Annotated in this window: 26 protein-coding genes and 2 pseudogenes; 19 read left to right on the top strand and 9 right to left on the bottom strand. The window is 41.2% G+C overall.

Features of this window, described 5'->3' with window-relative positions:
- Positions 1-523, bottom strand: a 523-nt coding sequence (locus F6K51_RS00715) for an AAA family ATPase (RefSeq protein ID WP_293017361.1), incomplete at its 3' end; no start/stop codon positions are given.
- 338 nt (positions 524-861) lie between these two features.
- Between F6K51_RS00715 and coaD the strand changes: the two genes are divergently transcribed.
- From coaD to F6K51_RS00700, 3 genes are all read left to right on the top strand, one after another.
- A complete protein-coding gene (gene coaD / locus F6K51_RS00710) occupies positions 862-1,416 on the top strand; it encodes a pantetheine-phosphate adenylyltransferase (protein ID WP_287313897.1) in 555 nt (184 codons plus the stop codon).
- A complete protein-coding gene (locus F6K51_RS00705) occupies positions 1,323-2,084 on the top strand; it encodes an ATP synthase F0 subunit B (RefSeq protein ID WP_293017356.1) in 762 nt (253 codons plus the stop codon). Before coaD ends, F6K51_RS00705 begins: the two co-directional genes overlap by 94 nt.
- A 279-nt stretch (positions 2,085-2,363) precedes the next feature.
- On the top strand, positions 2,364-3,908 hold the full coding sequence (locus F6K51_RS00700) for an NAD(P)/FAD-dependent oxidoreductase (RefSeq protein ID WP_293017355.1): 1,545 nt from the start codon (positions 2,364-2,366) through the stop codon (positions 3,906-3,908).
- 120 nt (positions 3,909-4,028) lie between these two features.
- Here the strand turns inward: F6K51_RS00700 and F6K51_RS00695 are convergent, their stop codons facing one another.
- A complete protein-coding gene (locus F6K51_RS00695) occupies positions 4,029-4,316 on the bottom strand; it encodes a DUF1778 domain-containing protein (RefSeq protein WP_075903888.1) in 288 nt (95 codons plus the stop codon).
- Positions 4,317-4,507: 191 nt separating this feature from the next.
- On the opposite strand from F6K51_RS00695, the gene F6K51_RS00690 reads away from it, so the two are divergent.
- The 4 genes from F6K51_RS00690 (at position 4,508) to F6K51_RS00675 (ending at position 6,357) form a co-directional block, all read left to right on the top strand.
- Positions 4,508-5,137: a Uma2 family endonuclease gene (locus F6K51_RS00690; RefSeq protein ID WP_293017354.1), complete on the top strand. Its 630-nt coding sequence runs from the start codon at positions 4,508-4,510 to the stop codon at positions 5,135-5,137.
- Between the two features lie 259 nt (positions 5,138-5,396).
- Positions 5,397-5,813: a XisH family protein gene (locus F6K51_RS00685; RefSeq protein ID WP_293017353.1), complete on the top strand. Its 417-nt coding sequence runs from the start codon at positions 5,397-5,399 to the stop codon at positions 5,811-5,813.
- Entirely contained in the window at positions 5,801-6,136 is a 336-nt protein-coding gene (locus F6K51_RS00680) for a XisI protein (protein WP_293017352.1), read from the top strand. Before F6K51_RS00685 ends, F6K51_RS00680 begins: the two co-directional genes overlap by 13 nt.
- A 74-nt stretch (positions 6,137-6,210) precedes the next feature.
- A complete protein-coding gene (locus F6K51_RS00675) occupies positions 6,211-6,357 on the top strand; it encodes a hypothetical protein (RefSeq protein ID WP_293017351.1) in 147 nt (48 codons plus the stop codon).
- A gap of 377 nt (positions 6,358-6,734) precedes the next feature.
- Here the strand turns inward: F6K51_RS00675 and F6K51_RS00670 are convergent, their stop codons facing one another.
- Positions 6,735-7,061: a hypothetical protein gene (locus F6K51_RS00670; protein ID WP_293017350.1), complete on the bottom strand. Its 327-nt coding sequence runs from the start codon at positions 7,059-7,061 to the stop codon at positions 6,735-6,737.
- 145 nt (positions 7,062-7,206) lie between these two features.
- Between F6K51_RS00670 and F6K51_RS00665 the strand changes: the two genes are divergently transcribed.
- From F6K51_RS00665 to F6K51_RS00625, 9 genes are all read left to right on the top strand, one after another.
- A complete protein-coding gene (locus F6K51_RS00665; RefSeq protein ID WP_293017349.1) occupies positions 7,207-7,452 on the top strand; it encodes a hypothetical protein in 246 nt (81 codons plus the stop codon).
- A gap of 32 nt (positions 7,453-7,484) precedes the next feature.
- Complete coding sequence (locus tag F6K51_RS00660; RefSeq protein WP_293017348.1) at positions 7,485-8,435, top strand: Rpn family recombination-promoting nuclease/putative transposase; 951 nt, start codon at positions 7,485-7,487, stop codon at positions 8,433-8,435.
- Positions 8,436-8,577: 142 nt separating this feature from the next.
- Positions 8,578-9,204, top strand: a complete 627-nt coding sequence (locus tag F6K51_RS00655) for a type I restriction endonuclease (protein ID WP_293017347.1) — start codon at positions 8,578-8,580, stop codon at positions 9,202-9,204.
- Positions 9,205-9,247: 43 nt separating this feature from the next.
- On the top strand, positions 9,248-9,895 hold the full coding sequence (locus F6K51_RS00650; RefSeq protein WP_293017346.1) for a Uma2 family endonuclease: 648 nt from the start codon (positions 9,248-9,250) through the stop codon (positions 9,893-9,895).
- 600 nt (positions 9,896-10,495) lie between these two features.
- Positions 10,496-11,782, top strand: coding sequence for an RNA-guided endonuclease IscB (gene iscB / locus F6K51_RS00645; RefSeq protein WP_293017345.1), 1,287 nt, complete (start codon positions 10,496-10,498; stop codon positions 11,780-11,782).
- 103 nt (positions 11,783-11,885) lie between these two features.
- Positions 11,886-12,140 carry a XisI protein gene (locus tag F6K51_RS00640; RefSeq protein WP_364305299.1) on the top strand — a complete coding sequence of 85 codons (255 nt, stop codon included), beginning with the start codon at positions 11,886-11,888 and terminating at the stop codon, positions 12,138-12,140.
- Between the two features lie 112 nt (positions 12,141-12,252).
- A complete protein-coding gene (locus F6K51_RS00635; RefSeq protein WP_293017344.1) occupies positions 12,253-12,804 on the top strand; it encodes a Uma2 family endonuclease in 552 nt (183 codons plus the stop codon).
- 60 nt (positions 12,805-12,864) lie between these two features.
- Positions 12,865-13,146, top strand: a complete 282-nt coding sequence (locus F6K51_RS00630; protein WP_293017343.1) for a hypothetical protein — start codon at positions 12,865-12,867, stop codon at positions 13,144-13,146.
- A gap of 123 nt (positions 13,147-13,269) precedes the next feature.
- Positions 13,270-14,010 (top strand): sulfotransferase family protein, encoded by a 741-nt coding sequence (locus F6K51_RS00625; protein WP_293017342.1) that lies wholly within the window; start codon positions 13,270-13,272, stop codon positions 14,008-14,010.
- Between the two features lie 242 nt (positions 14,011-14,252).
- Here F6K51_RS00625 and F6K51_RS00620 read toward each other — a convergent pair whose 3' ends face one another.
- Together F6K51_RS00620 and F6K51_RS00615 are read right to left on the bottom strand one after the other, a co-directional pair.
- Positions 14,253-14,996 (bottom strand): CmcI family methyltransferase, encoded by a 744-nt coding sequence (locus F6K51_RS00620; RefSeq protein ID WP_293017341.1) that lies wholly within the window; start codon positions 14,994-14,996, stop codon positions 14,253-14,255.
- Positions 14,997-15,008: 12 nt separating this feature from the next.
- Positions 15,009-15,230 (bottom strand): annotated as a pseudogene (locus F6K51_RS00615) (cupin domain-containing protein); the annotation flags it as partial.
- 186 nt (positions 15,231-15,416) lie between these two features.
- On the opposite strand from F6K51_RS00615, the pseudogene F6K51_RS00610 reads away from it, so the two are divergent.
- Positions 15,417-15,554, top strand: a pseudogene (locus F6K51_RS00610) (IS4 family transposase); the annotation flags it as partial.
- 207 nt (positions 15,555-15,761) lie between these two features.
- Here F6K51_RS00610 and F6K51_RS00605 read toward each other — a convergent pair.
- From F6K51_RS00605 to F6K51_RS00595, 3 genes are all read right to left on the bottom strand, one after another.
- Positions 15,762-16,574: a spondin domain-containing protein gene (locus tag F6K51_RS00605; protein ID WP_293017340.1), complete on the bottom strand. Its 813-nt coding sequence runs from the start codon at positions 16,572-16,574 to the stop codon at positions 15,762-15,764.
- Between the two features lie 445 nt (positions 16,575-17,019).
- Complete coding sequence (locus F6K51_RS00600) at positions 17,020-17,988, bottom strand: potassium channel family protein (protein ID WP_229415318.1); 969 nt, start codon at positions 17,986-17,988, stop codon at positions 17,020-17,022.
- A gap of 147 nt (positions 17,989-18,135) precedes the next feature.
- On the bottom strand, positions 18,136-18,363 hold the full coding sequence (locus F6K51_RS00595; protein ID WP_293017338.1) for a hypothetical protein: 228 nt from the start codon (positions 18,361-18,363) through the stop codon (positions 18,136-18,138).
- 252 nt (positions 18,364-18,615) lie between these two features.
- Between F6K51_RS00595 and uvrA the strand changes: the two genes are divergently transcribed.
- Positions 18,616-21,600 carry an excinuclease ABC subunit UvrA gene (gene uvrA, locus F6K51_RS00590; RefSeq protein ID WP_293017337.1) on the top strand — a complete coding sequence of 995 codons (2,985 nt, stop codon included), beginning with the start codon at positions 18,616-18,618 and terminating at the stop codon, positions 21,598-21,600.
- A gap of 123 nt (positions 21,601-21,723) precedes the next feature.
- Complete coding sequence (locus F6K51_RS00585; protein WP_293017336.1) at positions 21,724-22,062, top strand: XisI protein; 339 nt, start codon at positions 21,724-21,726, stop codon at positions 22,060-22,062.
- A gap of 805 nt (positions 22,063-22,867) precedes the next feature.
- Here F6K51_RS00585 and F6K51_RS00580 read toward each other — a convergent pair.
- Positions 22,868-23,107: an isopentenyl pyrophosphate isomerase gene (locus tag F6K51_RS00580; RefSeq protein ID WP_293017335.1), complete on the bottom strand. Its 240-nt coding sequence runs from the start codon at positions 23,105-23,107 to the stop codon at positions 22,868-22,870.
- Positions 23,108-23,148 lie beyond the last annotated feature (41 nt).

Raw genomic sequence — 23,148 nt, 5'->3', positions numbered from 1 at the left:
TGGGTTGAAGGTTATTGGGTTGAAGGTTATTGGGTTGAAGGTTATTGGGTTGAAGGTTATTGGGTTGAAGGTTATTGGGTTGAAGGTTATTGGGTTGAAGGTTATTGGGTTGAAGGTTATTGGGTTGTTCGCGAACAACCTGTAACTTGCTAACCTGTAACGGTTCCTCCAACTCTTTAACCTGTAACGGTTCCTCCAACTCTTTAACCTGTAACGGTTCCTCCAACTCTTTAACCTGTAACTCGTCATAGTTATTGAAGTCAGATAAGTCAAAGGTAACTGTGACACTCGCTTCGACAGTGCCTCGATGTTCTTTATTGTGGTTAACTAAATCAGGAAGGCGTTCAGCTCGCATTCCTTTGGAACTGGCGATACCAAGACAAAATAGAAGAGCATCAAGGATGTTGGATTTGCCTGACCCGTTTGGCCCAGAAATTACGGTAAATCCTTCCAGGAGGGGGATTTTTGTGGTGCCGCCGAAGGATTTGAACCGCGAGAGTTCCACTCGCTTGATGTGTACCATAGGCGTTTCTGGGTTTAGGTTAACCGGTTGGTCACACAGAGTGTGCGTACTGAACACATTGCTGATCAGCGTAGCATGGGCAATAGGCAGATGGCGCAACTGATGGGTTAATATATGATGTAAATGGGTTAACAGATGGAACGGATGGCGGATGGAGGGGGGACAGTGTGGGGCTGCAATTAAAATGCTCTATACTATATCAAAAAAACCAATAACTAATGACTAGTGACTAATCACCAATGAGTTAACAAACTAATATTTCACTAATAGTTCAGTATGTCATCGCCGTGAAACAAGCTATATAATCACTCCTTGAACCCATTGGTAATACTTGCGTCGTGATTGCAATCTATCCAGGCAGCTTCGATCCCATTACCCTAGGACACCTTGACATCATCCAGCGTGGCTGTAGACTCTTTGATAAGGTGATTGTGACGGTGCTGCGCAATCCAAATAAATCTCCCTTGTTCACAGTGCTTGAGCGAGTCGAGCAGATTAAACTTTGCACCCAAGACTTACCTAATGTGGAAGTGGACAGTTTCACTGGTTTAACGGTGGAATATGCCAAACTGAAGAAAGCTCAAGTACTGTTGCGAGGGTTAAGGGTGCTTTCTGACTTTGAGAAGGAACTCCAGATGGCTCATACTAATCATACCCTCTGGGATGAAATCGAAACGGTTTTTCTCGCCACCTCTAACGAATATAGTTTCTTGAGTAGTAGCGTAGTCAAAGAGATTGCCAAATTTGGCGGCTCCGTCGATCATCTTGTCCCCCAACAGGTTGCCTTAGATATATACCGATGTTACGCCAAGAATCATCCCGGTACGACCCACCCGAGCAAAACAAACCCCCAAACCCTACTGAATCCTTTAATCCTGGATCAGGAGACATAGATATTCAGGGGCAATTTAACTATATCGAGGACATAATCTTCGATAGCCCCCACATCCCCTTTACCCGGCGCACCCTGATTGATGAAGAACTGTTGCTGGCTCAACTCGACTTGGTGCGGGAAAATTTGCCCTTAGCTTTTCAACAAGCTACTAGAATAATTGAAGAACACGATGCAATAATCCAGCAAGCTGAACAGTACGCTCAAGAAATCATTGAGACAGCTCAGCGGCGTGCTGAAATGATTTTAGATGAACTCGGTATTATTCAGCAAGCGGAACACGAAGCCCAACAAATCAGCCAACAAGTTCAAAAAGAGTGTGAGGCGATGCACAAGCAAACGGTATCGGAGCTTGAGCAGATGCGCCGCAAAGCCCAGCAGGAACTGGAGCAAATGCGCCAAATGACCCTAGCGGAGTGTGAGGAAATTCAAAATGGGGCAGATGCCTACGCTGACGGAGTGCTCTACAATATTGAGCAGCACCTCAGTGACATGCTTAGAGTAATTCGCAATGGACGTCAGCAACTCAATGGTCCTGTCAAACCCCAAAACTCTGGCAAGAAAGATAATGGTAAGAAAGACAATGGTAAGAAAGACAATGGTAAGAAAGACAATGGTAAGGGGGGTTCACGCTCACCTAAAACCCCATCGAAGTCAAAAAAAGGATGAACGAAGGATTAAGGATTAAGGATTAAGGATTAACTAAGAACTAAGGACATTTCTAGAACTTATTAGGTACAGTATTTTTTGACGCTTATTACCTGAAAACCCTCTTTTATATTGCCTTTTGCATTAAAAGGATAATAAGTTTCGATAATCGTTATTATAATTGCAATATTTAATTTATTCGGTTGTTAAAGAGCCGCTACGCGATTGGCCGTAGGTCACGCTACGCGAACGCATTTTTGATGGAGAATCAGTTTAAGCCCTAATTTAGGATAACACTGGATGTTTAACCCTTACCGCCATACACAAGAGTTAGAGCGACCTTTTTCCTTTGAGCGCCTGTATCGTCATCCTGGTTCCCTTAGTCCCTACGATCAAGGTGGTACTCGCAAACGAATTGCGATTATCGGTGGAGGAATTGCTGGGCTTGTTAGTGCTTATGAACTCAGTCAACTCAACCATCAAGTTACTATATTAGAAGCTGATTCTCGCCTTGGAGGAAGAATTAAGACTCATTATTTTAGTGATGGTACTTATGGGGAATTAGGCGCAATGCGAATTCCTACTAGTCATGGCTGCACATTACACTATATAGATAAATTTAATTTACCAAAAAGACCTTTTATTAATTACAATCCCGGCGCTTTTTCTTATCTACGGGGTAATAAAACTCGTTTAGATAGTTACCAAGAGTTGTTTGGTGTTTACAAGTTAACCCCTGATGAGCAACAAGACCCAGGGGTAATTTACGACCAGTTATTGGAAGAATTAATCGATTCTTTGACTGAAAAAGAGAAATGGGAGTTATTTGCACCCACTTTTACCAGTGATCAAGTTAGAAAATGGGATACCCTAACGGTTACCGACTATTTTCGCAGTCATCTTTCTCCCGATGCTTTTGAGTTACTCGGTCATGCTACTGGAGCAATTCATTACGACAAAGTATCTCTGTTAAATGGTTTAATTGACTTCTTTGCTTGGCATCGAGTAGAACAATATGAGCTAATCGGAGGACTGGAAACGTTAATTAAGGCTTTGGTTAAAAGGATATCAGGCATAATCCAGACTGAAGCCAGAGTAACAACTATAGAAATGACCGATAGAGGGGTTAGGCTGGTCTGGAATAAGCTGGATAAGCAACAAACCGCTGAATTTGACTATATTATCTGTACCATTCCTGCTACTGCTCTGGCTCAGATTAATTTTGACCCTAGTTTACCTAGCCAACAACGGGAAGCTATTAACAATTTGGGGTATTGCAGTGCCAGTAAAACTCTATTACACTGTACCGCTCGTCCTTGGGAATTTGCCGATCATGTCTATGGGGGTGGTAGCTTTACGGATTTAAATTTCGAAAAGTGTTGGTATCCTTCTGATAATGCTCAATTAGACTCAACAAACATTTCTCAACCTCACTTTATTGCTAAAGATAAGGATATTTCTTATCAGCCATCAGTATTAACGGCTGCTTATCGCTGGGAAGATAATTCCAGGAAATTTAGGACTTTAGAGGAAACAGCTAAAACCGATTTAACCTTAGACGAAGTTTCCCAACTGCATCCTGAGATTAAAGACTATACTGATGATATTATTCATAGTATTTGGGATGAAGATAATCAGTCTGGTTCTGGTTCTTATGCCTATTTTGCTCCAGGGGATCGGGAGAACTATCAACCATTACTTGGTCAAGCTTATCCAGTAGATAATCCCCGTGTTTTCTTTGCAGGGGAACACTTGGCAATTAATCATGCTTCAGTTCAAGGAGCGGTACAAACAGCTGTTTCAGCAGTTATTGATCTTCTCGAAAGTTCTATTTTTGAGATTTAATCGATTCTATTTATTTTCCTGGCTTCTCAAGCACTACCTAAACTAGATAAAGGCAAAAACAACAATAATGGATGCTCTTTAGTTCCTTCAAACCCGTATCTATCATAATAAGCCAGAAGTTCAATCTTTTCCACTGAAAAAAGCCTGATGTCGTTGGATAGCTTCTTTTAAATGCTTATTAGGGGTGGGTGGATTCTCAATAAGACTAAAAATTATATCCGCATCTTGGGGTGATAAATGAATCACCTGTTCTGTATTAATCACTTTTTGGGCTTCTTTAACCTGAGCATGAACCATAAATTGATTTAAGGTTGCCCCCGTTAAATCCGCAGCCTTTTGTAAAGTATCTTTGACCGATGCAGGAAGCCTAGCTGTCACACGAGTATCATTAGGAGTGGTACTTGCCATCTGAATTTATGCCTCAATTTCTTTCACTATAGCAATTCTCTATCCCATTAGGTACCAAGGGATCCCCCTAAATCCCCCTTAAAAAGGGGGACTTTGAGGTTGATCAGCGTACCTGGTAAATGCCATAAAGACTATATAACAGAATAGTGTCATTTTGTCACCATAAATTTCAGCTTCAAGAAGAACGATCTATGACTCAAGCCAAAGCCGAACAGAAATTATACAGCTTTGATGAATTTATCAGCTGGTATCCCGAAAACTCAGCAGTCCGTTACGAGCTACATGATGGAGTAATTATTGAAATGCCCAAGCCAAAGGGGAAACATTCAGATCTAACTGGTTCCCTGATCGAGCAACTATTGATAGTTATCAGGCAGATAGACAAAGGAGGCATTTGGACTATTCCTAGAGAGTCAATTGTTAAACCAAAACGGGAAAACTCAGGTTATGAACCGGACATTATTGTTTTGAATCAAGACGTTATGGGGGCAGAATCTCGGTGGGAAAGCGAATCAATTATTCAAAATCCTGATTCCGTCAAATTAATCGTCGAAGTTGTTTCAACTAATTGGCGTGACGATTACTACAATAAGCTTAGAGATTATGAAGAGATGGGGATCGAAGAATATTGGATTATCGATTATGCCGCATTGGGGGCGAGAAAGTTTATCGGCAACCCCAAGCAACCCACATTTTTTGTTTGTCATTTAGTTGACGGCGAATATCAGATGACGCCCTTTACGGAAAATACTCCCATTGTTTCCCCGACTTTTCCCCAGTTCAAGTTATCCGCACAGCATATTTTTAACCTAGCTTTGTAGGAAAAGGTTAGCCATCGGCGTTTAGCTTAGTGTAAGTATTCAACTGGACATGATATCAGATCATCCCACGGCTACGCCTTGAGCTTACCAACCTCACAGTTGGGCATTTCTGCCCCAGTCAAAACCCTTGCGGTCATGAGTTTTACTGAGAAGTTAAATCTTTTTAACTAAAAAAAGCCTGATGTGGTTGGATAGCTTCTTTTAAGAGTCTAGAAGAAATAACGTGAACTATTGCTAAAATTCAGGAAAAGCATATCATATGTCTGCTAAGGATTATTTTCATGAAGCTGTCAAAGGAGGACTAATTAAGGATGGATGGATTATCACTCACGATCCACTCTACCTGGATTTTGATAACGCTCGTATTCAAATAGATCTGGCAGGAGAGAAACTAATTGCAGCGGAGCAAGGTCTTGAAAAAATTGCTGTTGAGGTGAAAAGTTTTATCGGTTCTTCTACAATTTATGAATTTTACTTAGCAGTGGGACAATGTTTAAGTTATCGAATTGCCTTAAAAGCGCAACAACCGGAACGTAAACTTTATCTAGCGGTTCCTACCTATACTTACGAAGAATTTTTTCGTCGTCCTTTCGCAAAGCAAACGATTCAAGAATCTCACATAAACCTATTGGTATATGAGCCAAATCAGGAGGTAATTTTGCAGTGGATAAGTTAATTCAGTATCGTCATTTGATTCAGGAAATCTTGGAAAAGCATAGTCTGGTTAAGCTAGCCAATGAAGATATCAAAGTCTATAAATTCTTCGATCCTGAGCAAGATCATTATCAAGTCTTTCATGCAGGATGGCAAAATTATCGTCGTGTTTTCGGACCTTTGATTCACATTGATATTCTTGATGGAAAAATCTGGATTCAACATGATGGCACCGAGTTTGGGGTGGCGAATGAGTTACTTGAATTAGGGATACCAAAACAGGATATTGTCCTAGGGTATCATGCCCCATTTATGCGTCAATATGATGGATTTGCTGTTGGTTAGAAAGTAGATATTTATGGTTTTTTAGGGAAAAGGGAAAAGGGAACAGGGAACAGGGAACAGGGAACAGGGAACGGGTGCGTCCCTATCTCCCTATCTCCCTATCTCCCTATCTCCCTATCTCCCTATCTCCCTATCTCCCTATCTCCCTATCTCCCCACCAATCACATTTGAGTCCGACACAAGAAACAGCCCTGGGTTCAGAGGGAATTCCTGCTCCCTAAAAACCAATAATTTGTAGCTCAGTTAATAAAAAAATCAGGTAAATTTATTAGACAGAATTGAGTCTAAAAATGGTTAATAAAACTAATTGCAAATAAATGTAAAATATTTTAATTAACCCTTGCATTTTTTCGAGGATTTATCTATACTATATAAGGTAAAGACTGATACTAATAACCGCGCTGGTCATGCCCGTTAATCATATCCAGCGCGGTTTTCCTCCCACCTAAATAGGAGCTACTTCCATGATGCCAAAAAAATCACGATCATCAATCCTGGCTTTTCAGCAATCCACCGGATCTCTCTTGGGGATACGGCATTGTCTTGATGCAGTCGCTCATGGGGGAAACCCCCAAGACCGCGCTGCATCGCTTCTGAATCAAGGGATTAATATGAGTGGCATGGGCATACTGCCCGCCCGGAAATTGAAACGGGCAAGATGCCCGTTCCACCAAGATGCCCGTTCCACCAAGATGCCCGTTTCACCAAGATGCCCGTTCCACCAAGATGCCCGCATACTGCCCGCCCGGAAATTGAAACGGGCAAGATGCCCGTTCCACCAAGATGCCCGTTCCACCAAGATGTCCATGGCACGGCAAGATGCCCGTTCCACCAAGATGCCCATGGCACGGCAAGATGCCCATGGCACAGCCAGATGCCCATGGCACAGCCAGATGCCCATGGCACGGCAAGATACCCATGGCACAAAACTATTAAAATCATCCCGTATTTATTCAACGACAAAATTTGTCCATCACCTTTTTTTAAACCGCTATATAGCACTATGCATTAAAGTTAGGACATTGATAAAAGCTGAAAAGCTAATGCACGTCAACTTTGAGGTGCGACCCGTGGCGAATTTAATAATTAGATGCGGAAAGCGCACTTTTGCCTTTTGCCTTTTGCCTCTTGCCTTGCCCGTAGCGCTATATAGGGATCCGTGTAGGAATTGTGATAATTTTTGTTCCCTACTCCCTACTCCCTACTCCCTACTCCCTGTTCCCTGTTCCCTGTTCCCTGTTCCCTGTTATATAACTGATTATAGTGCAAACCCTCCCAGCCAAAACTGTGACTATAAAAGTCAAGACATTAGCTAATAACTAAACGGTTTAATTAACCCTGTAAAACCATGAAATTCATCAGTCCTAAAACTGACTTTGCTTTCAATAAAATATTTGGATCAGATCAGAGTAAAGATATTCTGATTTCCTTCCTCAATGCCATGATTTACTCTGGGAATTCGGTCATCCAGGATTTAGAAATTATAGATCCCTACAGTGCGGGGGATGTGGTTGATTTAAAAGACACCTATCTGGATGTTAAGGCAGTATTAGACGATAAAACGACTGTGATCATTGAAATGCAGCTCTGGAATGTGGAGGCTTTCGAGAAGCGAGTCGTTTATAATTTGTGCAAAACCTACGGGAATCAACTAAAATCCGGACAGGGATATTTCGATCTCAATCCGGTCATTGCTTTAACTATCACTGATTTTAAGCTGTTCCCCTCAACAGATAAAGTCATTAGCAGTTTTTACTTTCAAGAAGAAGAAGACCACTTACCTTATCAGGAAAATGAGTTAAAGATGGTGTTTGTGGAACTTCCCAAATTTACTAAGCAGCTGGAAGAGTTAGAAAGTGTGGTCGATAAGTGGATCTATTTTATCAAAGAAGCTCCCAGCTTAGAAATTATTCCTGATCAAATGAGGGAAATCCCACAGCTGGAACAAGCTTTAACTATAGCAAATCAAGCTGGCTTGAGTGTAGAAGAATTGGAAAAACTCCACAAACAGGAGATGTTCTTGGAGGACTGGCGAGGTGCATTGAGTCTAGCGAAAAGGGAAGGACAAGAAGAGGGAAGACAAGAGGCAAGACAAAAGGCAAGACAAAAGGCAATACTAGAAGGCGAAAGAAGCTTACTATTGCGACAGCTTGAGCGTCGTTTTGGAAAACTAACAAGTAATGAGAACGCATTACTTGAAGCCTTGAATTCCCAAGACCTAGAACCCTTATCAGAAGCAATCTGGGATTTTAATACCAGTGAGGATTTACTCAACTGGCTCCAAGAGCACTCTCACTAAGGCTAGCTATGGCTTAGTTGCCTAAAATCACACTAGACCTCTTGGAAAAATTGGGAATCAAAAGGGATTACTTTTCACTTTCCTATGGACTTAACCTCCTACGTCCCTACTACTTTTTACTGTATTCAACCAATGACTCATTATGGTTCAAACTATTCAAGCTCAAGATCTTAGCCTAGAAGAACTGCAAGAACACTTTAAACTACAATTAACAACTGATCATCAATTTTTTCGAGAATGGCAAGACAACTTACCCTCTTTAACGGATCAGGAAAAACGTTCTCTCGAAAGAGTCCGCAGTAACTACTTTAACTTGGTTAATCGCCGCCCTCTCTTAGAAGAGGCTGTAAAAATGGTGGTTCTATCACCGTTACTCGATCTAGCTGGATTCTTTCAACCACCCTTTTCGATCAGAACTGAAACTTCTGTGGCAATTGCTGCTGAAGACAATCGAGTAATTGTAAGAGGCAGGATAGATGTTTTAGTAGTGCGACAGAGACTTTGGATACTGGTGATCGAATCCAAAAGTACCAAGTTTGATGTGATGGCAGCACTGCCTCAAGCTCTAGCTTATATGCTGGATGGATCCAACAGTGACAAGCCAAGGTTTGGTTTTCTAGTCAATGGGAGAGAGTTTGTGTTTGTTAAACTCCAACCAGCAGATGTTCCCATCTATGGTCGTTCCTACGCCTTATCTATTGACAGGGAAAATGAACTGGAGCAAGTTTTAGCTGCTCTCAAAGCTATTGGTCAATTGGTATTAGATTAACTTTTGATGTTTATCCACAATCCGAAATCATAGAAGATTCACGATGGCTGTTACTCTCCTACTCCAACAACTTACCGTTCCCCCAGGCCAAAGACTATTGATTCATAACCTAGAGTGGGCTGAATTTGAGTCTGTTCTGGAAGAACTAGGGGAACATCGCTCTGCCCGTATTGCCTATAGCCACGGAACCTTAGAAATCAGAATGCCTACCCCAGAACAGGAAGTCGATAAAGAACTGCTCGGTGATTTAGTGAAAATTTTGCTTGATGAGTTAGAAATCGACTGCGAGTGCTTTGGTTCCACTACCTTCAAGGGAGAAAATATGGACAGTGGCATTGAACCAGATCAATGCTTCTACATCCAAAACCACGCTAGAATGCGAGGCAAGCGGCGCGTCGATCTCACTATTGACCCACCGCCAGATCTAGCCATTGAAGTGGATGTTACCTCCAAGACTCAACTAGATGTCTATGGCAACTTAGGTGTGCCTGAACTCTGGCGCTATGAAAAAAATAAACTCAGGATTGACCTGTTGCAAGGAGGTGAGTACCGGCAAGTTACCACCAGTCCGACCTTCCCCAGATTACCGATTAGGGATCTGGTAGCAGACGTTTTAGCTCAAAGCCGTGAAACCGGGAGAAGTCCTGCATTACGAGCCTTTCGCCAAAGACTAAAGCAACTGCTTCAATAAATTGATAGTTTAGTTTTGGGGGATAAACCGATAGGAATCAGTAATGGAATTGACTTCTAAAACACTACCCAAACTAATTGAATAGCATTTCTAAATAGGTCATGAATAATATTGCTAATTTCTCATAACATCAAAAATTATTCGGAGCTCTTTACTACTGTTACCTGCTCCCTGCTCCCTGCTCCCTGCTCCCTGCTCCCTGCTCCCTTTTACCATCACTCTTATGTTTACATCTAAAAAAAAATGCTATATATGATATCAATCAAGAGTTTATTAAACAATGGAAAAACTAAATCACTATAGAGAATTAGTCAAAAAAATCATCAATGAATACGGGCAATATAAACCTAAATGTCAATAACTCACCGCTAAGTCCTATGGGACTATAGCGGGAGCTTGTAGAAGCTCATAGTTGACCAGACTGAGACTTAGATTAGGTCTACGTTATTTGAGTTATAACACCTGTAGGTGCGTGCCAGCCTTCAGCTCTGTTGTTAACAATTAAACATCTGTAGCGAGTTAAGGAAGTGTTGTTAACCTCTCAAGCTCTTATAACATTGTCGAGGCAAACTTTACCCACATCGTGGAGTGTTCAAAGTAATGCGAGTTTTCGTTTTAGATCAAAATAAAAAACCCCTGGATCCATGCCACCCGGCACGAGCTAGGGAACTACTTAAGAAAAGAAGGGCTAAAGTATTTAAGCGCTATCCATTCACTATTATCATGCAGGACAGAAGTGTTAATAATTCTGTAACTCATCCACACAGAATCAAAATAGATCCTGGTTCAAAAACAACCGGAATAGCTGTTATTCAAGAACAGACTGGACGAGTGACAAGTGCATTAGAAATTAACCATCGAGGACAGAGTATCAAGAATTCTTTAGAATCCAGAAGAGCCTTAAGGCGAGGTAGGCGAAACAGAAAAACTCGTTACCGCAAGCCTCGATTTCTTAATCGGAAGCGCCCAGAAGGGTGGTTACCTCCGTCACTAATGAGTCGAATATTTAACGTTGAGACTTGGGTAAGACGACTGAGGAAGTTGTGTCCAGTGACTGCAATATCTCAAGAGCTAGTGCGGTTTGATACTCAGAAGATGCAAAATCCAGAAGTATCAGGTGTTGAATATCAACATGGCGAGCTATACGGGTTTGAGGTTAAAGAGTACCTTCTTGCCAAATGGGGACACAGTTGTGTTTATTGTGGTGCTATGAATACGCCCTTAGAAGTTGAACACATTGTCCCAAAATCAAAAGGTGGCAGCAATCGGGTCAGCAACCTAACCCTTGCTTGTCGGTGTTGTAATCAGAAAAAAGGTAATGACCCCATTGAAAAATTTTTAAAGAAAAAACCAGCAATTCTCAAAAAAGTATTAGCTAAAGCAAAAATTCCTTTAAAAGATGCCGCAGTCGTCAACTCAACCCGTTGGGAATTATGGAGAAGACTACAATCAACTGGATTACCCGTCGAAACAGGCTCGGGTGGATTGACTAAGTTTAATCGCAAGACTAGGGGTCTCGGAAAAACTCACTGGATCGATGCTCTTTGTGTTGGTAAAACCACCCCTGAGCAAATATTACTGAACGGAACAAAGCCACTAACAGTAACAGCTAAAGGTCATGGTATTCGTCAAAGGTGCCGACCTAATAAATACGGGTTTCCAAAGGCTCATGCTCCTTCTGCTAAGTCGTTTAAAGGCTTTCAGACAGGAGATATCGTCAAAGCTGACATAAAGAAAGGAAAATATGCCGGGCAGTATACAGGACGGATAGCTATTCGTTATCGTCCAAGTTTTGTACTTCAGACTCCCGAGAAGAAGTTCGATGTTCATCCAAAGTATCTGAGAATAATATTTAAAGCTGACGGATACGAATATGCGTCTAACTAGCAATGATTCGCGCTTCGCTCAATTTATTGACCTGCGGGAATTCCCCTCCCGCTAAAACTAACGTTTATAACGGGAGTCCCCTTCCCGTATTTAAGATGGAGATATTGAAGTCCAAAAAATCTTTGATGTTCAAGGAGATCACTATCAACTAATGAACGTGGGGTGGCATGGAAATCGGCGTTTAAGAGGCTGTGTTCTCCAAATTGACCTTAAAAACGACAAAATTTGGATACAACATGATGGCACAGAAATTGGCGTTGCTAATGAATTAGTAGAATGGGGTGTTCCCCCTGAAGATATTGTCTTAGCCTACCATGCTCCTTATAAACGCCAATATACTGGATTTGCTGTTGATTGATTAAATATAGCAATTCTATTTTCCATGAAGTGAAAAGGGCTCCCCCTAAATCCCCCTTAATAAGGGGGACTTTAATGCAATAATCGCTAGAAATAAATAGGAGATTTTAACAATGCCTAGTTTAACAGTAAAAGACTTAGAAAAACTGCAAGCTGAACATCCTGATTATCAGATGGAACTAGTGGATGGAGAAATTCTTGTTATGAGTCCTTCAGGTATAGAATCGGATGAAGTAGCTGCTGCTATTGTTACCCAGTTATCAAACTGGGTACGACCTCGTAGACTAGGCAGGGTAACTGCTTCTAGTGGTGGTTTTCATTTACCTAACGAAGATGGAGATGTTCGCGCTCCCGATGCTTCTTTTATCCTAGCCGAACGTTTACCTCGCACTACAGAAGGTTACGCGGAGTTAGTTCCTGACTTGATGTTTGAGGTTAAATCTAGAACTGATAGTTTGGCTAAATTACGTCAGAAGATCCAGCAATTTCTGGAATTGGGAACTAAAATTGGGGTGTTAGTCGATCCGAGAACTCGCACCATGGAAGTTTATCGCCTTAATAGAGATAAAGTTGTGCTGGGAGATGGGGATGTGCTGCAAGTGCCAGAATTGCTTCCTGGTTGGGAATTGCCTGTGGTGGAAGTGTGGGCACCTGAGTTTGATTGAGAAGACTGTTTATTCTTCTCAAGTATTAGATTAAGTTTGAATATTTGTAAGGGATTGAATATGATTATATCAAATATCAAAATTAGTCAAACTTCTCAAGACATTTTGATAAAAGCGGCGGCGAAAAAACGAATGTCTGTAGAGGAGCTGGCTTCAGAAATATTAAATGAAGCTATTCAAAATAAGCTTTCCGAAATTGTCACTATTGGTGAAGTCAAAAAGGAATATTCCTCTAATCCATTGGCAAACAAGCAGCCCTACGCATACTATGCTGATCCTGAAGAGCCAGCTATCCCTCTAGAAGACTGGGATATAGAGAATAGTTATGAAGAGGTTTTATGATTGTTCTGGACACTCATATTTTTGTTTGGTGGAATCAGAACGATCCTAAAGTGACGTACTCCTTATAAACTGTCCTCTGGTAACAGAGGCATTGACTCTAACATCTACTATTGAGATCTAGCGATGAAAAAAATTTTGGTATTATGGACAACTTTTCGATCAACATCCACCGCTTTTAAAATGATGATGCAAGCAAGGGGAGACTTTATTGTTCTTCATGAACCCTTTAGCCTATACTATTACGGTAGCGAGGAAAGGAAATCTGATCGCTGTGCAAAAGCTGAGATTAATCCAGCTTATAATTTTCAACCCCTATTCCAAGACCTAATCAATAAGGCTCAAAGCCAACCTGTCTTTATTAAAGATATGGCTTTATATATTTACGATCGAGCCGATGAAGCTTTTTTATCCCACTTTAACCACACTTTCCTTATTCGTCATCCTGCCAAAAGCCTTCCTTCTCTATTTGCCGGTTGGCCTGACTTCCACTTAAGTGAAACTGGGTATGCAGAACTTTACCAATTGTTTGAAGTCACCAAAGCCTTTCTGGGACAAGTCCCCCCCCTCATTGACTCAGATGACTTGGTACAAAAACCAGAGGCCACGATTAAAGCTTACTGTGATGCTGTAGGAATTCCGTTTATGCCCCAAGCGTTAAAATGGAATCCTAAGATATGCTCTAAAATATGGACTCTTCCATGGGAAGGAGATTGGCACACTTACTTACAATCGAGTCGGGAATTTAAAGAAAGGGACAGAAAAAATTACGTTAGTGTTGAAAACAATGAACACTTGAAGCAGACCTATGACTACTGTTTACCTTATTACCAAAGACTTTATGAACATCGACTGCGGATTGAATAACCACTTTTAACTACAGACTTTAAGCAATGAAAAGAGTAGTTTTTATCCTTCGTAGGGGAAATGGGTAGTGGTGCATTGTAATGATATCGGTAACGGTATGGTTAGGGTTTCAGCCCCCACCCACCATCACTATGCAGGACTACCTAATCTTCTAAGTCATCAATAGAAACTTTACACTTAAACCTGTTTTTTTGCAAATCGTTTATTATTTCGTTTATTCTAGATTTGTTAATCATTGTTATTTACATCCTTTTTAACATCGAATTCCAATTCTTCGAGCCGTTATAACCAAACAAATCTTGATAGTGAGTATCAATTAAGTACTCATTTTTGTGCTGCATCAGCCATTTTTTTAGTAAATCAAGCTTACCTTTCATCCGTTCAATAAATTCTTTATCTTCCCAATCTGACCAAGCCTCCCATAAAGCTTTATTTGTGTCTTCAATAATTAAATAATCTCCATTTTGTAAGCCATTGTGATGAAAATAATTCAGGATACCGACTAAATTAACATGAGCATCTTCTATGATTAACCAAGGATGAGGAAGTGTAGAAAGCAGTGTGGTGGATAAAACCATATCGATCTGGTGACAATCACCTTCCAAAAATTTTATATTGGGTTGGGCTTTGGCTTTTTCATCAAGTAAGGATAAATCGATATCAACAGAGTAGAGAAGACCTTCAATTTCAAATAACTTCAACTGATCTGCTAACCATACTGCACTTCCTCCAGTATCTGCACCAAGTTCAATAATTGTCTTTGGTTGGAGTTCGTAAATGAGCATTGGATAAAGGGCAATTTCTATAGGACTTTTGTCCATTGGTATCCCTTTCCAGGTTTGTAAATGATAGTTTTCAGTCAGAGGTCTCCAAATACCCTTGGGAAGGGAGGAGATATCTTCTCGATCAGAAATTTTGACAAGTCTTTTATTCTGTGAGATGTCTTGATCAGATCTAATGGATTGATCAGCACTTTGATTCTTCATTGCGATCACTCCTCAAACAGATTTAACTTTTGGTGATCGTATTTTCCCCTCTTCAATACCAACCCCATCTTCATTCCACTGCCAATCAAAAGCATAGATCCAATACATAATCCCAGACATCCTAGTATTGTGAGGCGTGTTAGCAGGTACTTTGAAGAATTCACCAATGGAAGGATGGTGAGTTTTACCTTGAAAATAAACTTCTAATTCCCCTTCTATCATGATAATAAATTCATCAGCTTTATGACCTGGATTTGACCAAAACTCTACAGAATTTGTTCTATATAACTCGCATTTAAAACCTTTTGGTTCCTGACGGGGTGACGAAACAGGCTGAAATGCTTGCTATGTAAAGCTAGTAGCATTTTGTGGTAAAAAAAAGTAGGTCTCTAAATTTGCAACAAGACCTACGTATTGACAATGTTACCAACATTCTACCAAAACCACCTAAAAAGTCAATTAAGTCTAGCCGATTATATTTTTTTAAAAATCCTGATTAATCTTTTACAATTAATCAAGAAAGTCAGTTTGGAAAAGTTAGCAAATGCTCTCCNCCTCCATTAATAAAAATAGCGCAATGCTTTTGGCATTGCTTTGTCGGCAACAACCATTAGTTAAAACTAATGCTATACCATCGTCCTATCTGCTTGTGAGTAGGTTTGTACAGGTTAAATGTTGCACTACTTATGTTGACTAGTTATGTAGTGTTGTTAATCAAGAAGGGAAAACAATTTAAAATTGTCAATGGTCAATTGCCAAAGGGATTTAGGCGAATCTGTTAAGACTCTGACGCCAGCGGCTACCCAGCCATAACAACCCACCGATAGCAAGTAATCCTCCAGTAGTAGAAGATTCTGGCACTTTCTCGACTTTGATACGTGCTATCTGGTAGCCATCCACTGTGAAGTCAGCTTGAGCAAACGCCGGAGTTGATAAAATCGGTCCACCTGGAATAAAACCTGGATGCAGGGTGACAACTCCGTTTTCTGGTGTACCGGTATCAGGAATAGTTTGACCGAAGAAAGCAGTAGTCGTCTCCTGCTCGTCGTTAACTTCAGTACCTGCATCCAGAACTTGAGAACCGAGAACGGTAAAGTCAGCTCCAGTGAAATTACCTTCTTCATCAAAAATCTCAATAGCCAAGGGGTTGCCATTAGCAATGAAAGCATCATTACTGGGAAGAATCATTGCTGCGTAGCTGAAGTAACGGCTAGTAGAATCTACAGTAAATGTGGCTTGGGCAATATCCCCAGAAGCAACTGGACCATTTGGACCAGGAATTACCCCATCAACTGAACCCGCACCACTAGCAAAAAACTCTTCACTAAGCACTGCTGCATTGCCATCCTCAGCAATGCGCTCAAGTCCTGGTGAAGCTGCCTCACCCCGATCATAAATATCAAAAAGACCATTATGAAAACCTACCCAGACTGGAGTCAATAACGTGCCGTTGTCCGGTGCCAGGCTTTGAATTGTCACCTTGAGGGTAGCTGCTGTTGCGCTAGATGCCATGGCTAGTGTAGAGGTTACCGTAACCATGGTGATGATTTTGAGTGATTTAATAATTGAATGCTTCATGGTGATCCTGATCAATGATATCAATATGGTAGATTTGTCAATGAGTGTGTTGCTCAACTATCTATGTAGCTACATCATTATCCGTAGAGTTAATCAGCTAAGTGTTTAAAACTTAGTATTCAAAACTTAGTGTTCAAAACTTAGTGTTCAAAACTGATTTTGCTGGCACCCCATCAAGTGGATAATTTTAGGTTAGTAGCTTGACTAGGATTATTGGTTTCTTGGTTTAGTTGTTGCTGAACAGAGGCTGAAAATTTGCTGATAATTTACTGATAATTTCCAGCCTCTATCAGCCTGGAATGACGACGTGATATTAGTTGCGGTTGACTACTTATCCTGGAAGGGTATTCGTCAATTGAAAATTTCAAATTTCAAATTTCAAATTGTTACTTAACACATCACAGGTCACAGTTCACAGGTCACACTTACGTTTAAGATTTCTCGTTTAAGATTTCTTTAGCAGTCGTGGTTCGTGTTGAGAAACGACAATTAAATAGTCACCATTCTCAAGTTTATAATCTGTCGGTGGATTGGAGATAACGTCTCCTTCAATTCCTTTTTGTACCGCTAAGACAATACTTTGATAGGCTTGCTTCATATACGTAAATACTTCCATAAAGGAACTACCAACCCGAGAGTCAGGAATCGCAATTTTATAAAGCTTGTTCCCAGTTTGAGTACTTAATATTTCAGAGACAACTTTGGTAATTCCATGGTTAAGAGCAGCTTGGGAAATGAGCATACTACTTAACTCACTACTAACGATTATTTCGTCAACCTTAGCCCGCTGACAGGATTTAACATGAGTTTCATCTACCAGCTCCACAACTGTGTAAGCCTTGGGATTAATACTTTCTACTGTCAGGGTAGATAGTATAACTTTTGCGTCGCGAGCTGTGTCATCTATACTGTCATCCCCTAAAATTATAACAGTTCTAGCCTGGATCAAGTTGGCTCGAATCAAGGTTTCATCACTTACATTACCTTTAAGAAAAAACAAATTATTGTCTTCGATAGGCTTCCGGTCTATATTAGCAATTAAAATAATTTTCTCATCTTGAGTTTTAGGAAACCTTCGCAACTCATTGATGATAAATCTTGCTCTAGAATTCCATTCGCAAATAATCAAGTGATTGTTAAAATTATAAGATCCCATACCTAGATCATTTTTGAGTTTTTGATCGACAAAAATACCAGCGAGGCTAGCGGTGAAGATGGCTAAGAATCCAATCCCCACAAACATATCGAGAATAGCAATAACGCGACCACCAACTGTGACAGGGGTGATATCACCATAGCCAACAGTTGTTAGGGTGACGATGCTCCACCAGAAAGCATCTGCTTTTGAGATATCTGGTTCCAGCCATGATATAGTGATGGTGTTAATGGTAATGATTATTATAATAACCCCCATTACTTTATCAAGGTTTTCACTGCGCAAAAAGTTCCAGAATTTTCGATTCCATAGTAATATCATTTGACTTAGACGTAATGGTCAGTTCATGTCGGTTTAAGAGCTGATTCGTAAACTCGCACTAAACCTTGTAGGATAAGGCTTGCGCTAAAATAGAACAATTGAACTATTTAATACCGAAAAGACAATCATAGCAAGGCTTTCAGACTTCTTAAGATTTACTTTACGAATCAGCTCTAAGTAACTATAATACAGCGGTTTTGAATTGGGTGAGGTACTTTCGTTATAGATTTTAGGGAGCAGGGACTTCGGAGCAGGGAGCAGGGACTTCGGAACAGGGACTTCGGAACAGGGCAAAAAACCTGTGTAGCTCATAGTTATGAAAAACGCTGTATCTATTCTCTATAATTTATAGATTGAATCGGCAGGGGGGCTCAGGAGCTCGGGAGTGGGCTTTGGAGTGTGCGCGAGCTTACTGAAAACTATACAAAAACTATATAATTGAAGTCTGGGATCGCTGAAGCTGAAAGCTAGAGGGCGTCCGGCAAACGGCTGAATGCTTATTGAACATTACTATGGGAACGGATAGCGCTACTATTGTTAAGGAGTTTAAAGCCGCTGTCGGTCATGCCAAAATCCTCTAACCTCAACCACACCCAGGACCACACCCCTAACTCTGCTCAAAACACCATTCGGATTCGGGGGGCTAGACAGCATAACCTGAAAAACATTGATCTGGAACTGCCACGCGATCGCATTATTGTCTTTACTGGTGTTTCCGGTTCCGGCAAATCCTCCCTGGCATTCGACACTATCTTTGCGGAAGGACAACGCCGTTATGTAGAATCCCTGAGTGCCTATGCTCGTCAATTCCTCGGACAACTGGATAAACCGGATGTGGATGCCATCGAAGGCTTAAGCCCCGCTATCTCCATTGACCAGAAATCTACATCCCATAACCCCCGTTCCACCGTTGGTACAGTTACGGAAATTTACGATTACCTGCGATTACTGTTTGGACGGGCTGGTGAACCCCATTGTCCCAAATGCGATCGCAATATTGCGCCCCAGACCATCGACCAGATGTGCGATCGCATTATGGAACTCCCTGACCGGACTCGCTTCCATATCCTGGCTCCGGTTATCCGAGGCAAAAAAGGCACTCACAAGAAACTATTATCCAGCTTAGCCACCGAAGGATTTGTGCGCGTCAGAGTCGATGGTGAAACCTTTGACCTCTCCGATACCATCGAATTGGATAAAAATTATACCCACAACATTGAAGTGGTGGTTGACCGTCTCATCAAAAAGCCTAGTATTCAAGAACGAATTACCGATTCCCTTGCTACTTGCCTAAAACGTTCTACTGGAATTGCAGTTATCCAAGTTTTAGATAATACATCAGCACAGTCAGCAGAAGTCAAATCTGATCATAATTATAGACGTACTCCTCCAAAAAATGGCAGTTCATCTGACCAAGACATTCCTCAAGAAATCGTATTTTCAGAAAACTTTGCTTGCCCAGAACATGGGGCAGTAATGGAAGAATTATCTCCCCGATTATTTTCCTTTAATTCCCCCTATGGTGCTTGTCCAGTTTGTCACGGTATCGGTAATTTACAAACCTTTTCTCCAGAACTAGTAGTACCTGACCCTACTCAACCCTTATATAGTGCTATTGCCCCCTGGTCAGAAAAAGACAACACCTACTACATCTCCCTACTCTATAGCGTAGGAGAAGCCTATGGTTTTGAAATCCAAACTCCCTGGAATCAGCTAACCTCTGAACAACAAGACATTCTGCTCTACGGCACCGACGAAAAAATTTATATTCAAAATGATTCTGCTTATGGCAAAGAAAAAGGATACTACAAGCGCTATGCTGGCATTATCCCGATTCTAGAAAAACAGTATAAAGACACTAGCTCTGAAGCATCAAAACAAAAACTAGAGCAGTATTTAATTTATCAACCCTGTCCAGAGTGTCATGGTAAACGCCTCAAACCAGAAGCACTATCGGTGCGGTTAGGACAATATCATATTGATGATTTAACTAGTGTCTCAATTCGCCAATGTCGTCAACGGATTGATAATTTACAACTCTCCCCCCGCCAAGCTCAAATTGGAGACCTTGCCCTCAAAGAAATTAAAGCCCGATTACAATTTCTAATTGATGTAGGATTAGATTATCTTACCCTTGACCGTCCAGCGATGACCCTTTCCGGTGGAGAAGCTCAACGGATTCGCCTAGCGACTCAGATTGGAGCAGGCTTAACTGGAGTTCTGTATGTATTAGATGAACCAAGTATTGGATTGCACCAAAGAGATAATGGACGGTTACTGACTACCCTAATCAAATTGCGGGATTTGGGCAATACCTTGATTGTTGTAGAACATGATGAAGAAACCATTCGTACTGCCGATCATATTGTCGATATTGGTCCGAAAGCTGGAATTCATGGGGGAGAAATTGTTGCTCAAGGGGATTTAGAGACTATAATCAAAAGTGATAATTCCCTGACGGGAGCGTATTTATCAAAACGGCAAGTAATTGAAACCCCTAGTAAACGTCGAGAGGGTAATGGTCGTTCCTTTGTGATTAAAAATGCTCATCGTAACAATCTTAAAAACATTGAGGTAGAGATACCACTAGGGAAATTAGTCAGCATTACAGGTGTCTCTGGGTCTGGGAAATCTACCTTAGTCAATGAATTACTTTACCCGGCATTACAACATCATATGACTCGTAAAGTACCCTTTCCCAAAGAATTGGATCAAGTTGAGGGACTCAATGCTATTAATAAAGCAATCGTAATCGATCAATCTCCCATTGGTCGCACTCCCCGGTCTAATCCTGCTACGTATACAGGAGTGTTTGATGCAATTCGAGAGGTATTTTCTAAAACTATTGAAGCTAAAGCTAGAGGTTACAAGCCAGGGCAATTTTCGTTTAATGTTAAAGGGGGACGTTGCGAAGCTTGTTCGGGACAGGGTGTGAATATCATTGAGATGAACTTTTTGCCCGATGTCTATGTACAATGTGACGTTTGTAAGGGAGCGCGATATAATCGAGAAACGTTGCAAGTGAAGTATAAAGGATATTCCATTGCTGATATTTTAAATATGCCAGTGGCAGAAGCATTGGAGGTATTTAAGAATATTCCAAGAGCAGCATCTCGGTTACAAACTTTAGTAGATGTAGGGTTAGGATATATTCACTTAGGGCAACCAGCACCAACATTATCTGGTGGAGAAGCACAGCGGGTGAAGTTGGCAACAGAATTGTCACGTCGGGCAACGGGAAAGACATTGTATTTAATCGATGAACCGACAACAGGATTGTCATTTTATGATGTTCATCACTTGTTGAATGTATTGCAGCGGTTGGTAGATAAAGGAAATTCTGTTTTGGTGATTGAACACAATTTAGATGTGATTCGCTGTGCTGATTGGGTAATAGACTTAGGACCAGAAGGTGGCGATAAAGGGGGAGAAGTAATTGCGTCAGGAACACCGGAGGAGGTAGCAGAAAATCCTAAGTCCTATACGGGGAAGTATTTGAAGGAGGTTCTCCAGGAGTACCCCCGACAGGAAGGACTGCTGAGTGCTTAGTGTTCAGTGGGTTAATTATAGGGCATGTTTGAGGTATGGCTTTTTTGATGCGATCGCTTAATTTGGATGCGATCGCTTAATTTGAAAGAAACAACCTCAACTCCACAGTGAAACCTTCATTGAATGGATACCAGATTAAACTACCAAGACATCATCAAAAAAGTATTAATGGAACACGCTGACTATCGTGCTTCCCTACCTGACAGCTATGACTCTCAAGTGCTTTTCGATGATCAGCGAGGACACTATTTAGTATTAGACATCGGTTGGAATGATGACTATTACCTACACGCTACACCAATTCACCTAGATTTAATTGGTGACACAATTTGGATTCAATACGATGATACGGAAGAGGGGATTGCTACCGATTTACTGGAAGCAGGTATTCCCGCAAACGATATTGTACTTGGTTTCCGCCATCCTCAAGTAAGACAATATACAGGTTTTGCAGTAGGCTAAAGGTTGAAGAATGAAGAATGAAGAATGAAGAATGAAGAATGAAGAATGTAGAATGTAGAATGTAGAATGAAGAATGTAGAATGAAGAATGTAGAATGAAGTAAAATTCTAAATTCTACATTCTCAATTATAAATTCAAAAATGTATAATTCCAAATTCTAAATTCTAAATTCTAAATTCTAAATTCTAAATTCTAAATTCTAAAATCCCTAATGACTGTCTATCTAGGCATCGATTTCGGAACCTCTGGCGCAAGGGCAGTAGTGATAGACTCTGTTGGTACTATCGAAGCTGAGACTCAATATCCCTTTCCAGAGGTGCGCACAAAGAGCGAATTTAATTCGACGACTGTAAACGAACCGGGGGGAAATTGAGTTGTCGAACTCAGGTTTTATTAGTATTTAATAACTGTTCTATTTCTTGACAAGATAACAACTCAAAACAACCTCTATACAAAAACTTCAGCCATCAGTTATTCTATCAGCTTTTTTTGGTGCAAGATCTGAGTAAGGCTTGTTCGTTTTCTGGGCTCATTGGGATAGCACAATAGAGTAATGCTCTATTTTACCTCAATTTTGCTTTCCCTGCCAAGACCCCTGGAATAAGGTTAGCGGACAATGTCCGCTAACTAATACCTCCTCGTGAAAAAGTGACATGCCTTGCTGACGGACACAAGTGCTTGAAAAGCAAGTAGGGGAGGGGTTGGACAAAACAGAAAAATCTGGGTAAATGGGGTAGTCAATAAAAATCCCAATTATGACCCAGAAAAAAATCTACTCACAAGTATATTGCCTTTCCCCCATACCTTAGATCAACGCTACCTCATATGGCGTCTTTTCTCCCCACACTCCCCCCTCTCCCCATCTCCCCATCTCCCCCTCTCCCCCTCTCCCCATCTCCCCATCTCCCCATCTCCCCATCTCCCCATCTCCCCATCTCCCCATCTCCCCATCTCCCCATCTCCCCACACTTCCCACACTCCCCCATCTCCCCATCTCCCCATCTCCCCACACTTCCCACACTCCCCCATCTCCCCATCTCCCCATCTCCCCATCTCCCCATCTCCCTATCTTCAAGCAGGAGAGAT

This window comes from Moorena sp. SIO3I8 (genome assembly GCF_010692325.1).
Classification (GTDB): Bacteria; Cyanobacteriota; Cyanobacteriia; order Cyanobacteriales; family Coleofasciculaceae; genus Moorena.
Note: the sequence above shows the minus strand (reverse complement) of the source record. Positions and strands in the feature narration are given on the sequence as shown.